General features: G+C 61.8%; 14 protein-coding genes. 1 reads left to right on the top strand and 13 read right to left on the bottom strand.

The features are described 5' to 3' along the window. Positions 1–222: 222 nt before the first annotated feature. The 8 genes from J1D76_RS25195 to J1D76_RS25230 form a co-directional block, all read right to left on the bottom strand. Entirely contained in the window at positions 223–570 is a 348-nt protein-coding gene (locus tag J1D76_RS25195; RefSeq protein ID WP_421141075.1) for a potassium channel family protein, read from the bottom strand. A gap of 295 nt (positions 571–865) precedes the next feature. Then, positions 866–2509 (bottom strand): fatty acid--CoA ligase, encoded by a 1644-nt coding sequence (locus J1D76_RS25200; RefSeq protein ID WP_421141076.1) that lies wholly within the window; start codon positions 2507–2509, stop codon positions 866–868. A gap of 23 nt (positions 2510–2532) precedes the next feature. Continuing rightward, complete coding sequence (locus J1D76_RS25205) at positions 2533–4311, bottom strand: acyl-CoA dehydrogenase C-terminal domain-containing protein (protein WP_421141078.1); 1779 nt, start codon at positions 4309–4311, stop codon at positions 2533–2535. Between the two features lie 6 nt (positions 4312–4317). Further along, entirely contained in the window at positions 4318–6840 is a 2523-nt protein-coding gene (locus J1D76_RS25210; protein WP_421141079.1) for an efflux RND transporter permease subunit, read from the bottom strand. A gap of 16 nt (positions 6841–6856) precedes the next feature. Continuing rightward, entirely contained in the window at positions 6857–7948 is a 1092-nt protein-coding gene (locus J1D76_RS25215) for a WD40/YVTN/BNR-like repeat-containing protein (RefSeq protein ID WP_421141080.1), read from the bottom strand. Between the two features lie 181 nt (positions 7949–8129). Continuing rightward, complete coding sequence (locus J1D76_RS25220; RefSeq protein ID WP_421141081.1) at positions 8130–9488, bottom strand: DUF1329 domain-containing protein; 1359 nt, start codon at positions 9486–9488, stop codon at positions 8130–8132. A 41-nt stretch (positions 9489–9529) separates the two neighbouring features. Next, positions 9530–11539 carry a DUF1302 domain-containing protein gene (locus J1D76_RS25225; protein ID WP_421141083.1) on the bottom strand — a complete coding sequence of 670 codons (2010 nt, stop codon included), beginning with the start codon at positions 11537–11539 and terminating at the stop codon, positions 9530–9532. 124 nt (positions 11540–11663) lie between these two features. Beyond that, on the bottom strand, positions 11664–12230 hold the full coding sequence (locus tag J1D76_RS25230; RefSeq protein ID WP_421141084.1) for an RBBP9/YdeN family alpha/beta hydrolase: 567 nt from the start codon (positions 12228–12230) through the stop codon (positions 11664–11666). 355 nt (positions 12231–12585) lie between these two features. Between J1D76_RS25230 and J1D76_RS25235 the strand changes: the two genes are divergently transcribed. Further along, positions 12586–13620 (top strand): AraC family transcriptional regulator, encoded by a 1035-nt coding sequence (locus tag J1D76_RS25235; protein ID WP_421141085.1) that lies wholly within the window; start codon positions 12586–12588, stop codon positions 13618–13620. 183 nt (positions 13621–13803) lie between these two features. On the opposite strand, the gene J1D76_RS25240 is transcribed toward J1D76_RS25235, so the two are convergent. From J1D76_RS25240 to J1D76_RS25260, 5 genes are all read right to left on the bottom strand, one after another. Next, on the bottom strand, positions 13804–14814 hold the full coding sequence (locus J1D76_RS25240; protein ID WP_421141086.1) for a YeiH family protein: 1011 nt from the start codon (positions 14812–14814) through the stop codon (positions 13804–13806). Then, positions 14811–15137 carry a Rieske (2Fe-2S) protein gene (locus J1D76_RS25245; protein ID WP_421141087.1) on the bottom strand — a complete coding sequence of 109 codons (327 nt, stop codon included), beginning with the start codon at positions 15135–15137 and terminating at the stop codon, positions 14811–14813. The genes J1D76_RS25240 and J1D76_RS25245 overlap by 4 nt, the downstream gene beginning before the upstream one ends. Beyond that, on the bottom strand, positions 15134–15796 hold the full coding sequence (locus J1D76_RS25250; RefSeq protein WP_421141088.1) for a DsbA family oxidoreductase: 663 nt from the start codon (positions 15794–15796) through the stop codon (positions 15134–15136). Before J1D76_RS25250 ends, J1D76_RS25245 begins: the two co-directional genes overlap by 4 nt. Then, complete coding sequence (locus tag J1D76_RS25255; RefSeq protein WP_421141090.1) at positions 15793–17124, bottom strand: MFS transporter; 1332 nt, start codon at positions 17122–17124, stop codon at positions 15793–15795. Before J1D76_RS25255 ends, J1D76_RS25250 begins: the two co-directional genes overlap by 4 nt. Positions 17125–17217: 93 nt before the next feature. Then, positions 17218–18270: a 3-keto-5-aminohexanoate cleavage protein gene (locus tag J1D76_RS25260; protein ID WP_421141091.1), complete on the bottom strand. Its 1053-nt coding sequence runs from the start codon at positions 18268–18270 to the stop codon at positions 17218–17220. Positions 18271–18365: the final 95 nt, after the last annotated feature.

Here is an 18365-nt window from a genome sequence, read left to right on the forward strand (position 1 = left end):
TACTTCATTTCCACGACCAAGCGCACAGCTTCCGCCTTCTCTTCGGCAGTAACGATCCGAAATCCCATGATGCTTCCTTAGGTTGATACTCCTACATCATGGTCCATAAATATTGAGCCACAACAGCCTGCTCGCGAAGGACGCAAGGACACCGCGTTTATCCAGGATATGCGCGTTATCGTTGACGAACATCGCGAGCAGGCTCGCTCCTACAGTAGGGGGTCACTCACTGTCTTTTTGTCGTGATGCCGTCACCGTCACTTCAATTGCCCGCACGCTGATCGCCGCGAATGTCGCGGTCATCAGTACGCCATTGAAACCCAGCAAGATCGCCAGCACCCGTGACACACCCAGCTTGGGCACCAGCTCTCCATAACCAATGGTCAGGCCCGTCACGAAGGCGAAGTAGATGCCGTCGTCCGCGCTCCAGCCTTCCAGATGGGCGATGATGAGGCCGAACGCAACCATCAACACCAGCAATATCGAAAAGATCGGCCAGACCACTTTGAAATAGAACCAGACGGCTTTGTAGAACTCTTTGCGGACACTGGCGGCACGGGCGAGGTTCATGGGGTTGGCTTCCTGGGGTTTGACGACCGGCCATTGAGTGCGCGGCGTTTCAATACCCCGTTCAGCTTGGCACAAGTGTGGAAAACTGCGACCAACGGGGCGTTATCTTTGGCGAGAACTATGACAAAGATGACGCCCCGCAACTATCCAGAAACAGCCTGGCGACAATGGACTCTTGTAGGAGCGAGCCTGCTCGCGATGGACTCAAGAGCACTGCGGGTAACCCGATAACACGCGCTATCGTTAACGACCCTCGCGAGCAGGCTCGTGCCTACAAGGTTTTTGGGGTTGTCCCTCAGTTCGCGGCGTTTTCGCGGATCAGCTTCTTGTTGATCTTGCCGACGCTGGTCTTGGGGATTTCGGCGACGAACTTGAACTGCTTGGGGATCGCCCATTTGTTGATGCGGCCTTGTTCGACGAAGGTTTGCAGGTGGGTTTCGAGGATCTTGCGATCCAGGTACTGCCCCGGTTCGCCCACCACCATCGCCATCGGCCGTTCGCCCCACTGCTCATCAACGATGCCGACCACGGCAACCGACATCACGGCCGGGTGCTCGCTGATCAGGCTTTCCAGTTCCAGGGAGCTGATCCACTCGCCGCCGGTCTTGATCACGTCCTTGATGCGGTCCTTGATTTCCACACCACCGAGCTTGTCGATCGAGGCCATGTCACCGGTGTGCAGCCAGCCGTTGTGCCACAACTCCGCGCCTTTGTCCGGGGCTTTCAGGTAGCCCTGGGTCAGCCACGGCGCGCGCACCACGATCTCGCCGAGGGACTCGCCGTCGTGAGCCACGTCGTTGCCTTCGGCGTCGATGATCTTCAGGTCGACCATCGGCACTGGCGTGCCGGTCTTGATGCGGATCGGCAGTTGCGCATCGGTGGACTGTTGCAGGTCTTCGTCGCGCAGGTAAGTCAGGCACAGCAACGGGCAGGTCTCGGACATGCCGTAGCCGGCGTGCACCACCATGCCTTTGGCGCTGGCTTCGCTGGCAACGCCCAGGGTCAGCGCGCTGCCACCGAGGAGCATTTTCCAGCCGTCGAAACGGGTCTTCTTGCCTTCCTCGCAGTGGAGGATCATCTGCAGGATGGTCGGCACGCAGTGGGAGAAGGTGACCTTCTCTTCACGGTACAACTTGACCAGGGCGTTGGGCTCGTAGCGGCCGGGGTAGACCTGCTTGATGCCCATCAGGGTTGCGACATACGGCACGCCCCACGCATGCACATGGAACATCGGCGTGATCGGCATGTACACATCGTCGGAACGCAACAGCGGCTGGCCCTGATAAGCGCCCAGGGTGCCGACCGCATTCAGAGTGTGCAGCACCAGTTGCCGATGGCTGAAGTACACGCCTTTCGGATCGCCGGTGGTGCCGGTGGTGTAGAACAGCGTAGCGACCGAGTTCTCGTCGAAGTCGGGGAAGTCGTACTGGTCCGAGGCCTGCGACAACAACTGCTCGTAATCGCCGAGCACCGGCAGCGAGGTGGTGGTCGCCTCGTCATCAGTGAGTTGCAGGTAGCCTTGGACGGTGTCCAGCCGATCGTGGATCTGCTCCACCAGCGGCAGGAAATCGTCATGCACCAGCACCAGGTCATCCTCGGCGTGGTTCATGGTAAACAAAACTTGCTCCGGCGACAGGCGAATGTTCACGGTGTGCAGCACCGCGCCGATCATCGGCACGGCGAAGAAGCACTCCAGGTAGCGATGGCTGTCCCAGTCGAGCAGCGCCACGGTGTCACCGGCCTTGACCCCGGCCGCCGTCAGCGCATTGGCCAGGCGGCGAATGCGCTGGTTCAGCGTCTGGTAGCTGTAGCGCAGTTTGTCGGCGTAGACGATTTCCCGGCCCGGTTCGTAGCGCACGCCCGACAGCAGCAATTGCTTGATCAGCAAAGGGTAGGCATAGGCGCCCTCGGCGGGCGCGATTATTTTTGTTTTCAGCATGGTTGGAGTTCCTTGTCCTTCGATCAGAACTGATCGGCTTTCAACTCGTAGAGGCATTCACTGCCGGCCTTGGCCGATGCGCTCAACGAGTGGATACGCGGCAGCACCCGGGCGAAATAGAAACGCGCCGTGGCCAGTTTGCTGGTGTAGAAATCGTCTTCGGCATCGCTATTCATGACAGTCTTGGCCATGCGCGCCCACATGTAGGCGTACGCGGTGTAGCCGAACACGTGCAGGTACTCGACCGAGGCAGCGCCGATTTCATTGGGGTTTTGCTGGGCACGGTCGAGCAACCACGCGGTCAATTCGTCGAGGGTGTCGACGGCCGCATTCAAGGGCTGAGTGAACTCGCCGAGTTCAGCGCCGGCATTGGCGGTGAAGTTGCGAATTTCCGAGGCGAACAGGCGATAAAGCGCCCCGCCGCTGCCGACGATCTTGCGCCCGACCAGGTCCAGCGACTGGATGCCATTGGTGCCTTCGTAGATCTGGGTGATGCGCACGTCGCGCACCAGTTGCTCCTGGCCCCACTCACGGATGTAACCGTGGCCGCCGAAGATCATCTGGCCGTGGAGCGTGGTTTCCAGGCCCATGTCGGTGAGGAAGGCCTTGGCCACCGGGGTCAGCAGCGCGACCAGTTCCTGGGCGCGGGTGCGGACGGTCTCGTCTTCGCTGTACTTGGCGGTGTCCAGTTGCAGGGCCACGTAGCTGGAGAACGCACGGCCACCTTCGTTCAAGGCCTTCATGGTCAGCAGCATGCGGCGTACGTCCGGATGCACGATGATCGGGTCGGCGGACTTGTCCTTGTGCTGCGCGCCGGTCGGTGCACGGCTTTGCAGACGATCACGGGCGTACGTGAGGGCGTTCTGGTAGGAACGCTCGCCTTGGGCCAAGCCCTGGATACCCACGCCCAGACGCTCGTAGTTCATCATGGTGAACATGGCCGCCAGGCCTTTGTTCGGTGCGTCGACGATCCAGCCGGTGGCGCCGTCGAAGTTCATCACGCACGTGGCCGAGGCCTTGATGCCCATCTTGTGTTCGATCGAACCGCAGGACAGCGAGTTGCGCTCACCCAGCGAACCTTCGGCGTTGACCAGCACTTTGGGCACCAGGAACAGCGAGATGCCCTTCGGCCCGGCCGGTGCATCCGGCAGGCGTGCCAGGACCAGATGGATGATGTTCTCGGTCAGGTCGTGATCGCCGCCGGTGATGAAGATCTTGCTGCCGCTGACCTTGTAGCTGCCATCGGCCTGAGGTTCGGCCTTGGTACGGATCATGCCCAGGTCGGTGCCGGCGTGGGCTTCGGTCAGGCACATGGAACCGGTCCAGGTGCCGGCGTACATGTTCGGCAAATAGCGTTGTTTGAGTTCTTCGCTGGCGTGAGCCTTGATCGACAGGCACGCACCGGCGGTCAGCATCGGGTACAGGCCGAATGACAAGCTGGCCGCGTTGACCATCTCTTCGACTTGCGCCGAAATGGCCTTGGGCATGCCCATGCCGCCGTACTGCGGATCACCGCCGACACCGACCCAACCGCCCTCGGCGAAAGCTTGATAAGCCTGGGCGAAACCGTCTGGCGCGGCGACCGAACCATTGCTCCAGGTACAGCCCTGCTCGTCAGTGGCGCGGTTCAGGGGTGCGATCACTTCACCGCTGATCTTGCCGGCCTCTTCGAGGATCGCGGCGGCGGTTTCTTCATCGATCACGTCGGCCAGGCCAGGCAAATTGGCCCAGAGCCGGGACACCTGGAAAACCTCGTTGAGTACGAAGCGCATGTCGCGCAGGGGAGCATTGTATTCAGACATCTTGGCTTACTCGGAAGTGGTCACGGCATGGGGCATGCCGGGACGTTCAGTGGTTTCGTTTGGAACTGCTTGCGCTTGAGGGGCATCGGCAATCGGCGCCCGTTCACGCAACAGGAAGTACGACAAAGCCGGAATCAGGATCAGCGCGCCGAGCATGTTCCACAGGAACATGAAGGTCAGCAGGATGCCCATGTCGGCCTGGAACTTGATCGGCGACCAGACCCAGCACACCACGCCGGCCGCGAGGGTGATGCCCACCAGCCCGACCACCCGGCCGGTAAAGGACACGGCGTTGCGGTAGGCCTGGGACAGCGGCAGGCCCTGGCGCTGGAAGTGCAACTGCACGCTGAGCAGGTACAAGGCGTAATCAACGCCGATGCCGACGCCGAGGGCGATTACTGGCAAAGTCGCGACCTTCACGCCGATGCCCATGGCCACCATCAGTGCTTCGCAGAGGATTGAGGTCAGCATCAGCGGCAACAGCGCCACCAGCGTCGCGCGCCAGCTGCGGAAGGTGATCAGGCAGAACAGCGTCACCGCCGCGTACACGTACAGCAGCATGGTGTGGTTGGCTTCGCGCACGACGATGTTGGTCGCGGCCTCGATGCCGGCGCTGCCAGCGGCGAGCAGGAACTGGCGGTCCGGTGTGCTGTTTTCCTTGGCGAACTTGTCGGCAATCGCCACCACCGCGTCCAGGGTTTCGGCCTTGTGATCCTTGAGGTAGGCGATCACCGGCATCAGCGAGCAGTCGGTGTTGAACAGCTCCGGCGAGTTGACCGAGGCCTGCTGCGCGGCGTAGTTGAGCACGTCCTGGTTACGCTGGATGCTGTTGAGCTTGGGGTTGCCTTCGTAGGTGCCGGCGGTGATCTGCCGTACCGCGTTGACCAGCGACGCGGTGGCCTGCACGCCCGGGTACTGTTGCAGCTCCCAGGCGAGGCGGTCGGCGAGGACCAGGGTCTTGTAGTTCAGGCAACCTTCCGGCGCGGTCTTGATCATCACCGCGAACAGGTCGCTGGACAGCGCGTAATGCTGGGTGATGTAGGCGTTGTCGCGGTTGTAGCGCGAGTCGGCACGCAGTTCCGGCGCGCCGCTTTCGAGGTCGCCGATCTTCAGGTTGAGGCTGACCACGTAACCGCCGATGCCCATCAGCAGCGCCACCAGCACGGCGCCGGTGGCCCACTTGGCGGTGGTGAAGCGGTCAAGCATGTCCCACAACCGGCCGAAGCCTTTGTGCTTCTCGGCGCGGGTATCGATTTTCAGCGCACGCTCGGCGGCCTTGGCGCCGACGCCAATGTAGGACAGCGCCACCGGCATCAGCAGCAGCGAGGTGAAGATCAGCACCGCCACGCCGATGCTGGCGGTGATCGCCAGGTCCTTGATCACCGGAATGTCGATCAGCATCAACACCGCAAAACCCACCGCATCGGCAAGCAACGCGGTGACCCCGGCGATAAACAGGCGGCGGAAGGTGTAGCGCGCCGCGATCAGTTTATGGGTGCCGCGGGCGATGTCCTGCATGATGCCGTTCATCTTCTGCGCGGCATGGGACACGCCGATGGCGAAGATCAAAAACGGCACCAGCACCGAGTACGGATCGATGGCGTAACCGAGCCAGGCGACGATGCCCAGTTGCCAGACCACGGCGATCAGCGAGCAGCCGACTACCAGCAAGGTGCTGCGAACGCAACGGGTGTAGGCGAAGATGATCGCCAGCGACGTCACCACCGCCAGGCCGAAAAACATCATCACCTGGATCAGGCCGTCGATCAGGTCGCCCATCAGTTTGGCGAAGCCGATCACCCGCACCTTGTAGTGACCGGTGCCTTCCTTGCCGGCCTTGCGTGCGGCGCTGTCGCCGGCGAATTCGATTTTGTCGCGCAACTGCTCTTCGAGCATCTGCGAGAACGCGTGGTAGTTGATGCGCTGGCCACCGGCAGCGGCTTTGTCGAGCAATGGCACGACCAGCATGCTCGATTTGAAATCACTGGCCACCAGGCTGCCGACCACACCGGCGCGGGAGATGTTCTGGCGCAATTGTTCGATTTGCTCAGGCTGGCCCGAGTAGGTATCGGGCATCACCGGGCCGCCCTGGAAACCGTCCTCGGTGACTTCGGTCCAGCGCACTGCCGGGCTCCACAGCGACTTCATCCAGGCGCGGTCGACGCCGTCGGTGAGGAACAACTGGTCGTTGACCTGCTTCAATACATCGAGGTAACCGGGGTCGAAAATATCGCCCTGGGTGTTCTCGACCACCACCCGCACCGAGTTACCCAGGCCACGCAACGAGGCGCGGTTTTCCAGGAAGTTCTGGATGTACGGCTGGCTCTGCGGAATCATTTTTTCAAAGCTGGGACGCAGTTCCAGGCGTGTCACCGCCATGTAGGCAAAGACGACTGTGGCGAACGCCATCAGCAGCATGAACAGCGGCCGGAAGTTGAACACCAGGCGTTCGAGGCGGTTGCCGGAGCGCTGGTCGAAATCGCGCAATTCGCGGATCACCGGCATGGCGTCTTGTTTGATATTGCCCATGTCTGGGTTCTCGCTCTTAGGGTTCGAGGGCTGGATCGGCGGGCAACGTCCGCGCACCGCGGCTACCCGCCAGCACCAAGGCGCCGGAGGTGGACTGGGTGGCGCCGGCGACCGGCGTCGGTGCGGGTTGCTGCACCAGGTGCAGCTGCGCACCCGTTCCCTGGCTGACCAGCATCTGCCCGCCCTGGGTGAACAAGCGGTAGTTGCCACGGGCATCGATCAGCCCGGCGGTGATGCTCACGTGCAGGCCGGTGTCCAGTGGCGTCCAGCTCTGGCCGCCGTCGGTGCTGCGCAGCACGTTGCCGCGCAGGCCGTAGACCAGCACTTCGCCCGGCTTGCCGAGCACGCCGAAAAAGCTGCCTTGATACGGCGTCGGCACGGCGTTGAAGCGTTGCGCGATAGCGTCCCATTTGAGCAACAGGCCTTGCTCGCCAGCGATGTACAGCGCATCGCCGGTGGAGGCGATGGCGTTGAGGTGGAAACCCTGCGGGTTGTCGGTGCGGTCCTGGAACGGGGTCCAGCTCTGGCCGCCGTCTTCGGTGCGCAGGATCAGGTTGAACACGCCGACCACATAGCCCAGCTTTTCGTTGGCGAACCAGACGTCCAGCAGCGGTTTGTCCGCGCCTTGATCGGTGAGTCGTTGGCCTTCCGTGGCCAACTGGGGCCATTGCTCGTTGTCCGGCTCGGCCTTGGCCAATGCCGAATAATGCTTGATCAGCAGATCGCCGATCTGGCGACCGTCGAGTTGCTTGTTCCAGGTCTGACCGGCGTCGCTGCTGTGCAACACCACGCCGTCGTTGCCCACCGCCCAGCCTTGGGTGGCGGTCGGAAAATTCACCGCGGTGAGGTCGGCACTGGTCGGCACGGCGGCCTGCTGCCAATGCTGGCCGGCATCGTCGGAAAACAGGATATGACCACGCTGGCCGACGGCAATCACACGCGCACCGGCGCGGGCCATGCCGGACAACGGGCTGTTGGCGGCCAACGCGCTGACCCTGGCGGGCAGGTCCAGCACATCGACGTAATCGGCGGCATGCGTAACGCCCTGCGCCATGCAAAGCACCACACCGAGCGTCAGCTGCAAAATATTGTTTTTATACGAACTCATACTGCGCCCTCTTCGGAAAACCGCGTCGCGGCACACCGGGGTGTGCCTGACGTTAAAACCTCACCCCGCTTGCAGGAGCAAGCTTGCTCGCGATGGCCGTGAACGATGACGCGTGCGTTCAGGCTGCACGCGTCGCCCTCAGGTTCATCGCGAGCAGGCTCGCTCCTGCATTGCGGTTGGCTTAGCGAATGCCGGCGCCTGCCAGCGATTCCGAAGACCACTGAGCCTTGGAGAGCGGCTCGATGTACTTGATGCCGCCGTAAGGCCCGACGACGCCGTTGATGTTGTAGGAACCACCGACCAGGTCGTAGATCATGAACGGCGTGGAGTCCGGCACCTGCTTGTCGTAGCTCTGGCTCAGGAAGGCGAAGGAACCACGGTAAAGCTGGCCACGAGCGTCATATTGATCCGATGCCAGAGCGGTCCAGCTGTCTTCGTCGAGGTAGAAGCGGCGCTTGGCGTAGATGTGACGAGCGCCAGCCTTGAGGTTGCCCTCGACTACCCACACGCGGTGTTTTTCCCAGCGCACGAAGTCCGGTGCCAGGTGGTTGGCAGTGGTCAGCGACTTCGGATCCTGGACGTAGGTCAGCTTGTAGGTGTTGTAGGGCACGATCAGTTCCTGTTTGCCCACCAGCTTCCAGTCGTAGCGATCCAGCGCACCGTTGAACACGAACACGTCATCGTAGGTGCCCGCACCGGCGGTACCCGGGTTCGGTGTGTCGTAGGCCAGGTTCGGTGCCAGTTTCACCCGACGCTGACCTGGCAGGTACTGCCAGGCGCGACGTGGCTGCTGCAGTGGGTTGGCGGCATCCTTGATCATCACCGATTCACCGGCGCGGCGCGCAGGACCGGTGTAGGCCAGTTTCATCTGGTAGTACACGTCGGAGCTGCTGATTGGCTGCGACAGGTTTTCGTAGATCGGGTAGGAGATGTTCGCTTGCCCGGTGATCGCCAGGCTCGGCACGCCGGCCGAGTCGACGTTCCAGGAGTCGTACTTGGAGCTGATGCTCACGCCCTGATAACGCAACAGGAAGTTCCACATCGCTTCGCTGCCCGACTGCGGAATCGGGAACGGTACGCCCGGCAGAACGTTGTCGATGGCCAGCCCACCTTCAAGGGACTTGGCGCCGGTGGCGTTCTTCACGCCGTTGTCCAGGATGGCCTGGGGCAGCGAAACGGTACGGTGGGTAGGGAACACGTCGACATGGAATGTCGGGAAACGCTTGGCCAGTTCCACGGTGGTTGCAGTGAGCAGGCCTTTGTACTGATCGACGTTCTTGCCGTCGATCACCAGCAGCGGTTTTTCACTGGCAAACGGGTCCGGGCGCATGCTGTCGCCGGATTTGAAACTGGCCGGCGGCGTGGTCAGGCCACCGCCGTAGGCCGGGATGGAGCCATCAGCGTTCCCGGCTTTTTCAGCACCCACCAGCGTCAGGCTGGTGCCCAGTTTGGCAGCTTCCTGGGGTGATACAGCGGCCTGTGCCTGAGCGGCAAGGACCATGGCCAAGGACGCGGCCAACACGGTTTGTACAAATTTCATGTTGTTATTCTCCTGCTTGCGTTGAGCAAATCAGTGGTGAATCAGAAAGTGGTTTTCATCGTCAGGTACACAGCGCCACGGTCCTCGGTCGTGGCACCACCGCCCGAGAAGGCCGAGTAGCCGCCGCCGTAGCAGGCGTAGTTTTCGTTGCCGCTGAAGGCGTTCGGCGTAGAGCCGTCGCCGCCGTTCGAGCCGGTACTCACACCACTGTTGTTGCACTTGTCGGTTTTACCGAAGGAGTCCACGTACTTCAGGTCGACAAAGTATTTGTTGTACACAACGGCACCCACGCCGACGGCGTAGTTGCCGGTGTCCTTGGCGCCACCACCGGAGACCGGCGAGATACCTGCCAGACCGACGTTGAGCGACGCCGGAGCGTTGAGATCCACGCCCGGGAACACCTGGTACCAGGTCGGTGTGAAGTTGACCGCGATGCCCCAGTTGTCACGGGTAGGCTGGTCGATACCGTGATAGGTGCTCTTGCCCTTGTAGAGCGCTTCGTTCTTGTCATCGAGCTTGAGCAGGTTGCTGTAGTACAGCTCGGCCAGCACGGTGGCCTGGTCGAACACCGGCGTTTTCGGCAGGGTCATCAGACCGTTGAGCGTCCAGTGCAGGGTGTCGCCGGTGGCGGCCATGCTGTCGCCACGGCTCGGGGTGTCGTAGACCACGCCGGTATCGGCGGTACGCGGCGCCAGGATGCCCAAACCTTGTCCCAGACCCAGGGGGCTGGTGTTGACGACGATCGCCGGAATACTGGCCAGCGGCATGTTGTGACGCAAGTTCAGGTCAGAACCGACGCTGATACCGCCGACATCCTTGGACAGGCTCAGACCGAAGATCTGGATGTCATCGCCATAGGCCAGTTGATAGCTGGAGGTGTTCAGCGAGTTCAGCGTGTTGATCACCGCCGGGCCCGCGCCCGCAGGTCGGGTGCCGTTGGGGTTGGCCGAGGAAATTCCGGTGGCCGTCAGGTAGGCCTGGGGCAGGATGTCCGACGTGTTACGGAAGTAGACGCCGAGGGTGCCGTCCAGCCATGCCGGCGACCATTTGGCCATGACCCCCCAGTCGCCACTGCTGTGCGGCGTCAGGTCCTTGCCACGAACAACGTTGGTCAGGCCGTTGCACGGCGCCAGGCCGCAGCCCAAAGAAGCTGGACCCGATGGGCTGTTGGTGTTGCCCAACAGGAACGACTGCGCACCGAAACCAACCAGATCGGAACCACCGTAGTAGGTGCCGGCTTCCGGCAAGCGCGCGGCATCCCAATTGAGGAAGTACTGGGCGCCGACGGTCAGTTCCGGGTTGATGGTGAAGGTCATCGACAGCTGTTCACGCGGAACAAACAGTTCCTTGGCTTCGGTGCCTGGCGACGCGGCGAGCTTGGCCAGGTCGAGGCCGGACTGGCCATAGCTGACCGAGTGCACCGGGTTGAGAATGGTCTCGCCCCAGAACACGTTGTGCTGGCCGGCCTTGACGCTGAGCATCGACTCCTCGCCCACTTCGGTGCTGTAGAACACGAAGGCATCGAGGATTTCGCCCGAAGGGCCGCTGTAGTAACGCTGGGCGTAGTTGCTCAGGTGCGGGCTGCCATTGCCGACGTTGTCACGGGTGACGCCGCCAAAACCAGGGCGCGTGTCGTTTTGCACCAGGCCCGACACATCACCGTTGCCATTGATGAACGGGTTGGAGTTGGAACCGGTGTTGTCATAGGCCTTGTCGTACCAACTCGCGGCACTGACGCGAAAGCCCATGGCGTTCTTGTAGACCACGTCCATTTCGGTCAACAGGTCGATACGGTTGGTGATATTGGTGCCGGCCTTGCGGAAGTTGTAATCGCCGTCGTTGTTGTTAGGCGATCCGAGCATGCGTTTGTCGGCGCCTTCGGTGCGCACGCCATAGTTGTACTTGACGGTGTTATCCAGGCGCGCGGACCAGTCCGGATTACCCAGATCGAGCTCGACCCCATGAGCGGCCGGTGCAATGACCGCCAGAATGGCCGAGGCCAGCAAGGTGTAGCGTGCTACGGTGAAGCCATGGTTCTTATTGTTGTGCATTGCGTTTTCTCCGCCCTTTTTGTATTTGTTTTTAGCGCAGCCGCCCTCGCGCAATCCTCTAAGGGTTTGCGTTTAAGAAATGAGGGCAATGGCCGGTGGCGTACTGCCAGTCCAGCTCCTTGTACTAGCGATCAAGCTCCAGAATGAGTGCTTCGGCCTGCGGCCAGTGGCCAAATCCTGCGGCCGGATTGAGGTGCCCGACATTGCCCAGATTGAGCAAATCGGCGCCCCAGCCTTCTGCCATGCGGGCGACCGCAGGCAGCGTGGCAAGGTGATCGTCGGTGCTGCCGGCCACGAGGCTGCGAAATGGCAGCGGGCCTGGTGGCAGTGGATTCCAGCCCTGGCTACGCAGGGTTTCGGAAGAAGGATAATTGGCCGGCCAGACCGCATCGAGGTCCGGTGGCGCGGCCAGCAAGGCGCCCTTGATCGGACGGCTGTAATGCGCCGCCCAGTGCGCGACCATCAACACGCCGGCACTGTGGGCCACCAGAATCACGGGCCCGTCGATTTGTTCGAGTTCGTGTTGAATCGCCCGCACACGCGCCATGCAATCGAGCTTGTCGGTCTCCAGCGGCGGGACGCTACGTACTTTGTCCAGCCGGGCTTGCAGCAACGTTTGCCAATGTTCGGCTACGTGTTCACGCAGACCTGGAACGATCAGAACGGTGGCGGTAGTTTGCAGTTTGTCCACGGTCAACACCTTCGCTTTCTCGATAACTCGACTGGCTGTTTTTGCCAGGGGCTTTTTGTAGAGTCGACATTAAAGAGCGACCACCCTAAGCGCTTTACATTGGACGTCAGGCACTTTTCTTTTGATGACAAATTGTCGGACACTTCATCACTGCGACCACTGGTCGCAAAATGCCGCAGGTTGGCGCAGGGTCACTGTAATCAACGGATGAGGCGCGATGGCTCCCACCGACGCAATGATCCGCACACCGGGCCGCATGACTGCCACAATCACATGACAACTGTTCAACAGCCGAAACGCTGGATATAGTCGCCACGCTCACGCCATCCGCCATCGGCCCAGGGAAGACCTTCGCATGTCCAAGCTTGTCCGCGCTGCCGTCCTGACCAACTACCTCGAGGTCACCCAGTACCTGGGTTTCAACCCCAGAGACGTCATGGCAGCCGTCGGCCTGAGCAAAGCCCAATTGCAAGCCCCGGAACACCGCATCCCCATCGATGCCGCCGTACGCCTGCTGGAAGACTCCGCCGCCGCCAGTGAATGCCAGACCTTCGGCCTGAGCATGGCCGAGTCGCGCCAGCTCTCGGACTTCGGCGTGGTCAGCCTGCTGCTCAGCCACCAGCGCACCCTGCGCGATGCGTTGCAGGTGGTGGTGCATTACCGGCACTTGATGAACGACTCACTGGCAATCTTCATTGAAGAGGCCGGCAAGATGGTGATCATTCGCGAAGAGGTGGTCACCGACACGCCGATGCCAAGCCGCCAGGCCACGGAGCTGGCCATCGGCGTGATGTTCCGCCTGTGCTCGGCCCTGCTCGGCAGTCACTGGCACCCCTACAGCGTCAACTTCATGCACCAGGCACCCGACAACCTGCACCTGCACCGCCGGCTGTTCGGTTGCAAACTGGAATTCGGTAGCGAGTTCAATGGCATCGTCTGCCCGGACATCAGCCTCGACACGACCAACCCCAACGCCGACCCGGCGATGGCCCGCTACGCCCAAAGCTACCTCGACTCACTGCAGGGCCAGCAAGGCACCTCGATGCTGTTCGAAGTGCGCAAGGCGATCTACCTGCTGCTGCCCATGGGCCGCGCCACCATCGAACAGGTCGCCCAGAGCCAGGGCATGAACGTGCGCACCCTGCAACGTCGCCTGAAGGACGATGGCTGCGCGTTCAACGACGTGATCAACGACGTGCGTCGCGACCTGGTGCTGCGCTACCTGGACAACCCGAACTACTCGCTGAGCCGGATTGCCGACATGCTCGGCTACTCGATGGCGAGTTCGTTTACGCGGTGGTTCATCAGCCAGTTCGGAATGCCGCCAGCGAGTTGGCGGGCGCAAAAAAACACCACTGCCAAACCCTTCCCGGGTCCGAAAGAACCCTGATTCGACAGCATAAAAAAAACGGCGACTGCTGGTACAGTCGCCGCGAAGGCGCGATGTGGAAAGCGAAAACCTTGCAGGAGTGAGCCTGTTCGCGATGACGGTGTATCAGCCACCCAATGTGTTGGATGTGAGATCGCAATCGCGAGCAGGCTCGCTCCTACAGGGGTAGTGTCTGGCTGGCGATCAGAGGCCCCAGTGCAGCAGCAACAGCACCAGCACGACGAGGAATACCGTCTCCCCCACCATCAGCAGTATCGGCTTGATTCCGACCGCTGCCAGCTCGCGCAGGCGGGTCTTCATGCCCAGGGCGCTGATGGAAATCACCAGGCACCAGCGTGACAGTTCGTTGACCCCACCCTGCACTGCCGGCGCGATCCAGCCGGTGCTGTTGATGCACGCCAGAATCAGGAAGCCAACGGCGAACCACGGCAACAGCGGCGGGCGCTTGCCCGTCGGGTCGGCACCCTGCATGCGGGTGATCATGGCGGCGGTGACGATCACCGGCAGCAGCATGGCCACGCGCATCAGCTTGACCACTGTGGCCGTGTCGCCAGTCTCGGTCGACATGCCGTAACCGGCGCCGACCACCTGGGCCACGTCGTGGATCGTGGCGCCGAGGAACACGCCCGCCACCTGTGGCGATAAATGCAACCAGTTGGCGATCATCGGGTAGACGATCATCGCCAGTGTGGACAGCGCCGAAACACCGATCACCGTGAACAGCGTGGCGCGTTCTTTCTGCGGATGATTAGGCAGCGCCGCCGCCAGTGCCAGTGCCGCCGAGGCACCGCAGATCGCCGTGGCGCCGCCGGTGAGCATGCCGAACAGCCGCGAGAAACCCAGGATTTTCGCAGCGACCACCGAGACAGAGATGGTCACCACCACCAGAATCACCACCAGCGCAATCGGCTTCCAGCCCAGCGCCGCCATTTGTTCCAGGGTAATGCGCATGCCCAGCAGCGCCACGCCAATGCGCAGCACCGTACGGGCGGTGAACTCGACGCCGGCCTTGCACGGGCCGTCATCGGCTAGAAAATTCAGGGCCATGCCCAACAGCAAGGCGAACAGCATGACCGGCGCACCGTAGTGCTCGGACAGGAACGACGCGGCGGCGGCCACGATCAGGCTGACGATAAAACCCGGTGCCAGTTCGCGCGTGCGACTGTGGATGCGGGTGAGAGCAATGGCGCTCATGGCGCGGTCTCCTCGGTTGCGATGACGATGAACGCCTGGTCGTCGATGATCTCGACCGGGTAGCTCGTGACTTTTACGGCTTTGGAATTGAGCAGGTAACCGCTGTGCAAATCGAAGCGCAGGCCGTGGGCGCAGCACTGAATCACCCGGCCATCAAGGCGTCCGCCACACAGCGAGGCGCCCTGGTGCGGGCAGCTGTCGTCGATGGCGTAGAGCTGCCCTTCGACGTTGAACAGCGCCAGGCTCTTGTCCTCGAACTCGAACAGGGCACGGCCACCGGCCGGCGGGTGTTTTCCGGCCGGTACGGGGACGCGCCGGCTCATGCTGGCTGCCGCTCGCGCTCACTTTCCTTGAGCGCTTCATTCATGGCCCCGAGCAACGCCTGGGCCGGTTGTGCACCGATCACCGTCATGCGGCCATCGAACTGAAAACTCGGCACGCCACTGGTTGCGCCGGGATGGCCCTCAAAGGGCGTGGCGTCGCCGATCAGACAGTCGAGCAGCTCGTCCGAGTAGACACCGCAGGAGCGGGCAATCGCCAGCAAGGTCTCACGGCAACCGAGGTTTTCGCGCCTCAGGAAATACGCCGAGAACAGGCGTTCGAGCAGCATTTCACGCTGGCTGGCATTGCCTGTCTGCGCGGCCCGCGCGAACAGGCGATGAGCGTCGGCGGTGTTGGGCATGGTCTCTATGCGGCTCAGGTCGATGGCCAGCCCGACCGCTGCGGCGGCCTGCTGCACCTGGGCCTGACGCATGGTCATGGCGTCGGCATTGCCCAGGCGCTTGCGGTAGAAATCAGCGAAGGGTTCACCTTCAACCGGTATCTGGGGCAGCAACTGCACGCCATGCCACGCCGTAGTGATCTGCACATCCGGGTGACGACTGCGAAACTGCACCAGGGCATGCTCCAGTTGGCGTTTGCCGATCAGGCACCAGGGGCAGATAAAATCGAATAACACATCAATACGTAAACGACGACTCACAACTTCACCTCTAACCCGACCTCACGAACGGGGTCAGGCACGCTCTGACCCTGAAGGCGGGCAATATCTTTGTGGTAGTGACACTTGGCGTAGAAGAACACCGCGGCTGCCGCGAGGCTGACCAGTGGCACCAATTGAAACGCGGCATGCAGCCCGATCAGGTCAGACACCCGACCGGTAATGAATGGCCCCGGTGCCAGCCCCAGCATGTTGTTGGCCAGGGTCAGCGTGGCGAACGCGGTGCCGTGCACCGAGTAATGGGTCAGGTTGGCAACCATTGCACCGGCGGGGCCGGTGGTCCCGGTGGCAATCAACATGCCCAGGCAAATCAGCAGCAATTGCAGGGGTCCTGCCTGCAAGGCAAAAGCGGCCGACAGCAGCAAGCAACTGCCCAGGCAAAAACCGATGGCCAGGCTGACCTTGCGCTCTGGCGAGTTGCGACACAGGCGGTCACTCAACATGCCGCACAAAATCATGCCTGCACCGCTGCACAGCACGATGATCGCCGCCATGCCGCCAGCCTTGTCGGTGGGCATGTCGTAGTAGCGATTCAGGTAGCTGGGAATCCATACCATCACCGTCCCGCCGACGAACAACTGCAAGCCGCTGCCGATGTAGGTCGCCACCACTGAACGGCTGGACCACAGCGTGCGCAACGGCCGTTTGACCGCTGCCGCCGTCTTGTTCGCAATCTGCGCGGCACGTTGCGGGGCGATGCGCGCTTCCTTGACGATCAGCGGATACAGAATTGCCAGCGCCAGGCCAAACAGCGACATGCCGGCGAACGACCAGCGCCAGCCCAACTTGGCCGCGATGGCACCGCCCAGGGCCATGCCCAACACCGAGCCAAACATCCCGCCGGCCATGAAGGCACTGGCCAGGGTGGCGCGCATGTGTTTGGGGAACACCGAAATCACCACCGCGATGCCGACGCTGCCATAGGCTGCTTCGCCGACACCGACCATGAAGCGGGCAATGAACATCTGTTGGTAGTCCTGCGCCAAGGCACAACCGAGGGTCGCCAGGCTCCACAGGAACGCCATCAATGCCAGGCTCTTGACCCGGCCGAAACGGTCGGCCATCAGCGACAGCGGGAACGTCAGCAAGCCGACCATCAGCGCCACGACGCCGCTGAGCAGGCCGAGCTGACCGTCGCTCAGCGACCACTCGCTCTTGAGCAACGGGAACACCGCGTTCAGCACCTGACGCGACATGTAATCGGAAATCAACAGGCCGAACGTCAAGGCAAAGACGATCCAGGCATATTGGCGCGCAACGCCGACGCAGCCTGCGTCGTCATCGTCAGCGGCGATTGGGTGAAAGGCCATTCAGCCTCCTCAAAGCTTTCGTTTTATTGTTGTTATCAAGCGTGTTGCAGGGCGGTGGACGAGCGGCAACGGCCTCTCGTCCCCGCCTACAGATCAGCCGCGTTGCGGCACACCTTTTTGCCCAGCCTTGCGGTTGGGTGCCATGCCATTGGCCAACAGGGTTTGCTCGACGGTGTCGTACTTCACGCCAATGCGGTAAATCTCGCGGGCTTCTTTGCCGGTGGCGATTTCGCGACCCAGTTCATGGGCGATGCGCACGGTTTGCTTGATCTGAGCCACAGAGCCGAAACGATCGCCCTTGTGATCGATGATCGTGTCTTCGTTGCCCACACGCGGGTGCAGCCCCATGGCCATCGACATGGTGTTGAACGGCAGAACATTCTTGAGCAGCGATTCGGAGGTCAGGGTGCAACCGTCCGGTACGCGGTGGATGAAGTTCATGAAGTTGAACGGGTTCGGGCCGTCGAAGCCGCCGCCGATGCCGATCCAGGTCAGGTTCAGCGGCCCCATATAGACGCCACGACGCACCAGGCGCTCGAGGGTTTCCAGGGCGTGCATGCCCGTCAACTGGAAGTGTGGCTGGATGCCGTTGTCCATCAAGCGCTTGAGGTGCTCGGCCACCCAGGCCGGGCCTGCCGGTACGGTCATTTCGCTGTAGGCAGCGTGGATCATCGGGTTGTCCAGGGAGGTACCCTTGAGGTACTCCGGGTACAACAACTCCATGATGTTCATTTGGGTGGTGTTGATCGCCACGGTGACCTGATCCGGTTTCGGCGTCAGCTCGGCCAGCATGTGGCGCGTGTCGTCGGACAGCCATTTGGCCGCTTCGCCATCGCTTTCCGGAGCAAAGGAAATCGAGCCACCGACCTGGATGATCATATCGGGCACGGCTTCACGCACACCGGCGATCAGCTCGTTGAATTTCGACAGGCGCTTGGAACCCTTGCCGTCCAGTTCACGCACGTGCAGGTGCAGCACGGTGGCGCCGGCTTCATAGCACTCGACGGCTTTCTGGACTTGCTCGTCCATGGTCAGCGGGATGTCTTCCGGGAAGTCTTCCGGCATCCACTCCGGGCCGTACGGGGCCACGGTAATGACTACCTTTTCCATGTTTTCGGGGTGCAGGGAATCGTCGAAGAATTGCATGGTTACTCCAGTTCTCAGGCCAGTTCTTATGATTGTCTCGTCCACCCGGGGTCGAGCCGGGCAGACGTGTCTACGAGTGCGGATGCAGGTGGCGT

It is taken from the genome of Pseudomonas sp. NFX15 (assembly GCF_049132105.1).
In the GTDB taxonomy this organism is placed as follows: domain Bacteria; phylum Pseudomonadota; class Gammaproteobacteria; order Pseudomonadales; family Pseudomonadaceae; genus Aquipseudomonas.

What these genes read in the sequence shown, in the direction of transcription:
- J1D76_RS25195 (WP_421141075.1), bottom strand. Translation starts at nt 570, where the DNA reads ATGAACCTCGCCCGTGCCGCCAGTGTCCGCAAAGAGTTCTACAAAGCC.
- J1D76_RS25200 (WP_421141076.1), bottom strand. Translation starts at nt 2,509, where the DNA reads ATGCTGAAAACAAAAATAATCGCGCCCGCCGAGGGCGCCTATGCCTAC.
- J1D76_RS25205 (WP_421141078.1), bottom strand. Translation starts at nt 4,311, where the DNA reads ATGTCTGAATACAATGCTCCCCTGCGCGACATGCGCTTCGTACTCAAC.
- J1D76_RS25210 (WP_421141079.1), bottom strand. Translation starts at nt 6,840, where the DNA reads ATGGGCAATATCAAACAAGACGCCATGCCGGTGATCCGCGAATTGCGC.
- J1D76_RS25215 (WP_421141080.1), bottom strand. Translation starts at nt 7,948, where the DNA reads ATGAGTTCGTATAAAAACAATATTTTGCAGCTGACGCTCGGTGTGGTG.
- J1D76_RS25220 (WP_421141081.1), bottom strand. Translation starts at nt 9,488, where the DNA reads ATGAAATTTGTACAAACCGTGTTGGCCGCGTCCTTGGCCATGGTCCTT.
- J1D76_RS25225 (WP_421141083.1), bottom strand. Translation starts at nt 11,539, where the DNA reads ATGCACAACAATAAGAACCATGGCTTCACCGTAGCACGCTACACCTTG.
- J1D76_RS25235 (WP_421141085.1), top strand. Translation starts at nt 12,586, where the DNA reads ATGTCCAAGCTTGTCCGCGCTGCCGTCCTGACCAACTACCTCGAGGTC.
- J1D76_RS25240 (WP_421141086.1), bottom strand. Translation starts at nt 14,814, where the DNA reads ATGAGCGCCATTGCTCTCACCCGCATCCACAGTCGCACGCGCGAACTG.
- J1D76_RS25245 (WP_421141087.1), bottom strand. Translation starts at nt 15,137, where the DNA reads ATGAGCCGGCGCGTCCCCGTACCGGCCGGAAAACACCCGCCGGCCGGT.
- J1D76_RS25255 (WP_421141090.1), bottom strand. Translation starts at nt 17,124, where the DNA reads ATGGCCTTTCACCCAATCGCCGCTGACGATGACGACGCAGGCTGCGTC.
- J1D76_RS25260 (WP_421141091.1), bottom strand. Translation starts at nt 18,270, where the DNA reads ATGCAATTCTTCGACGATTCCCTGCACCCCGAAAACATGGAAAAGGTA.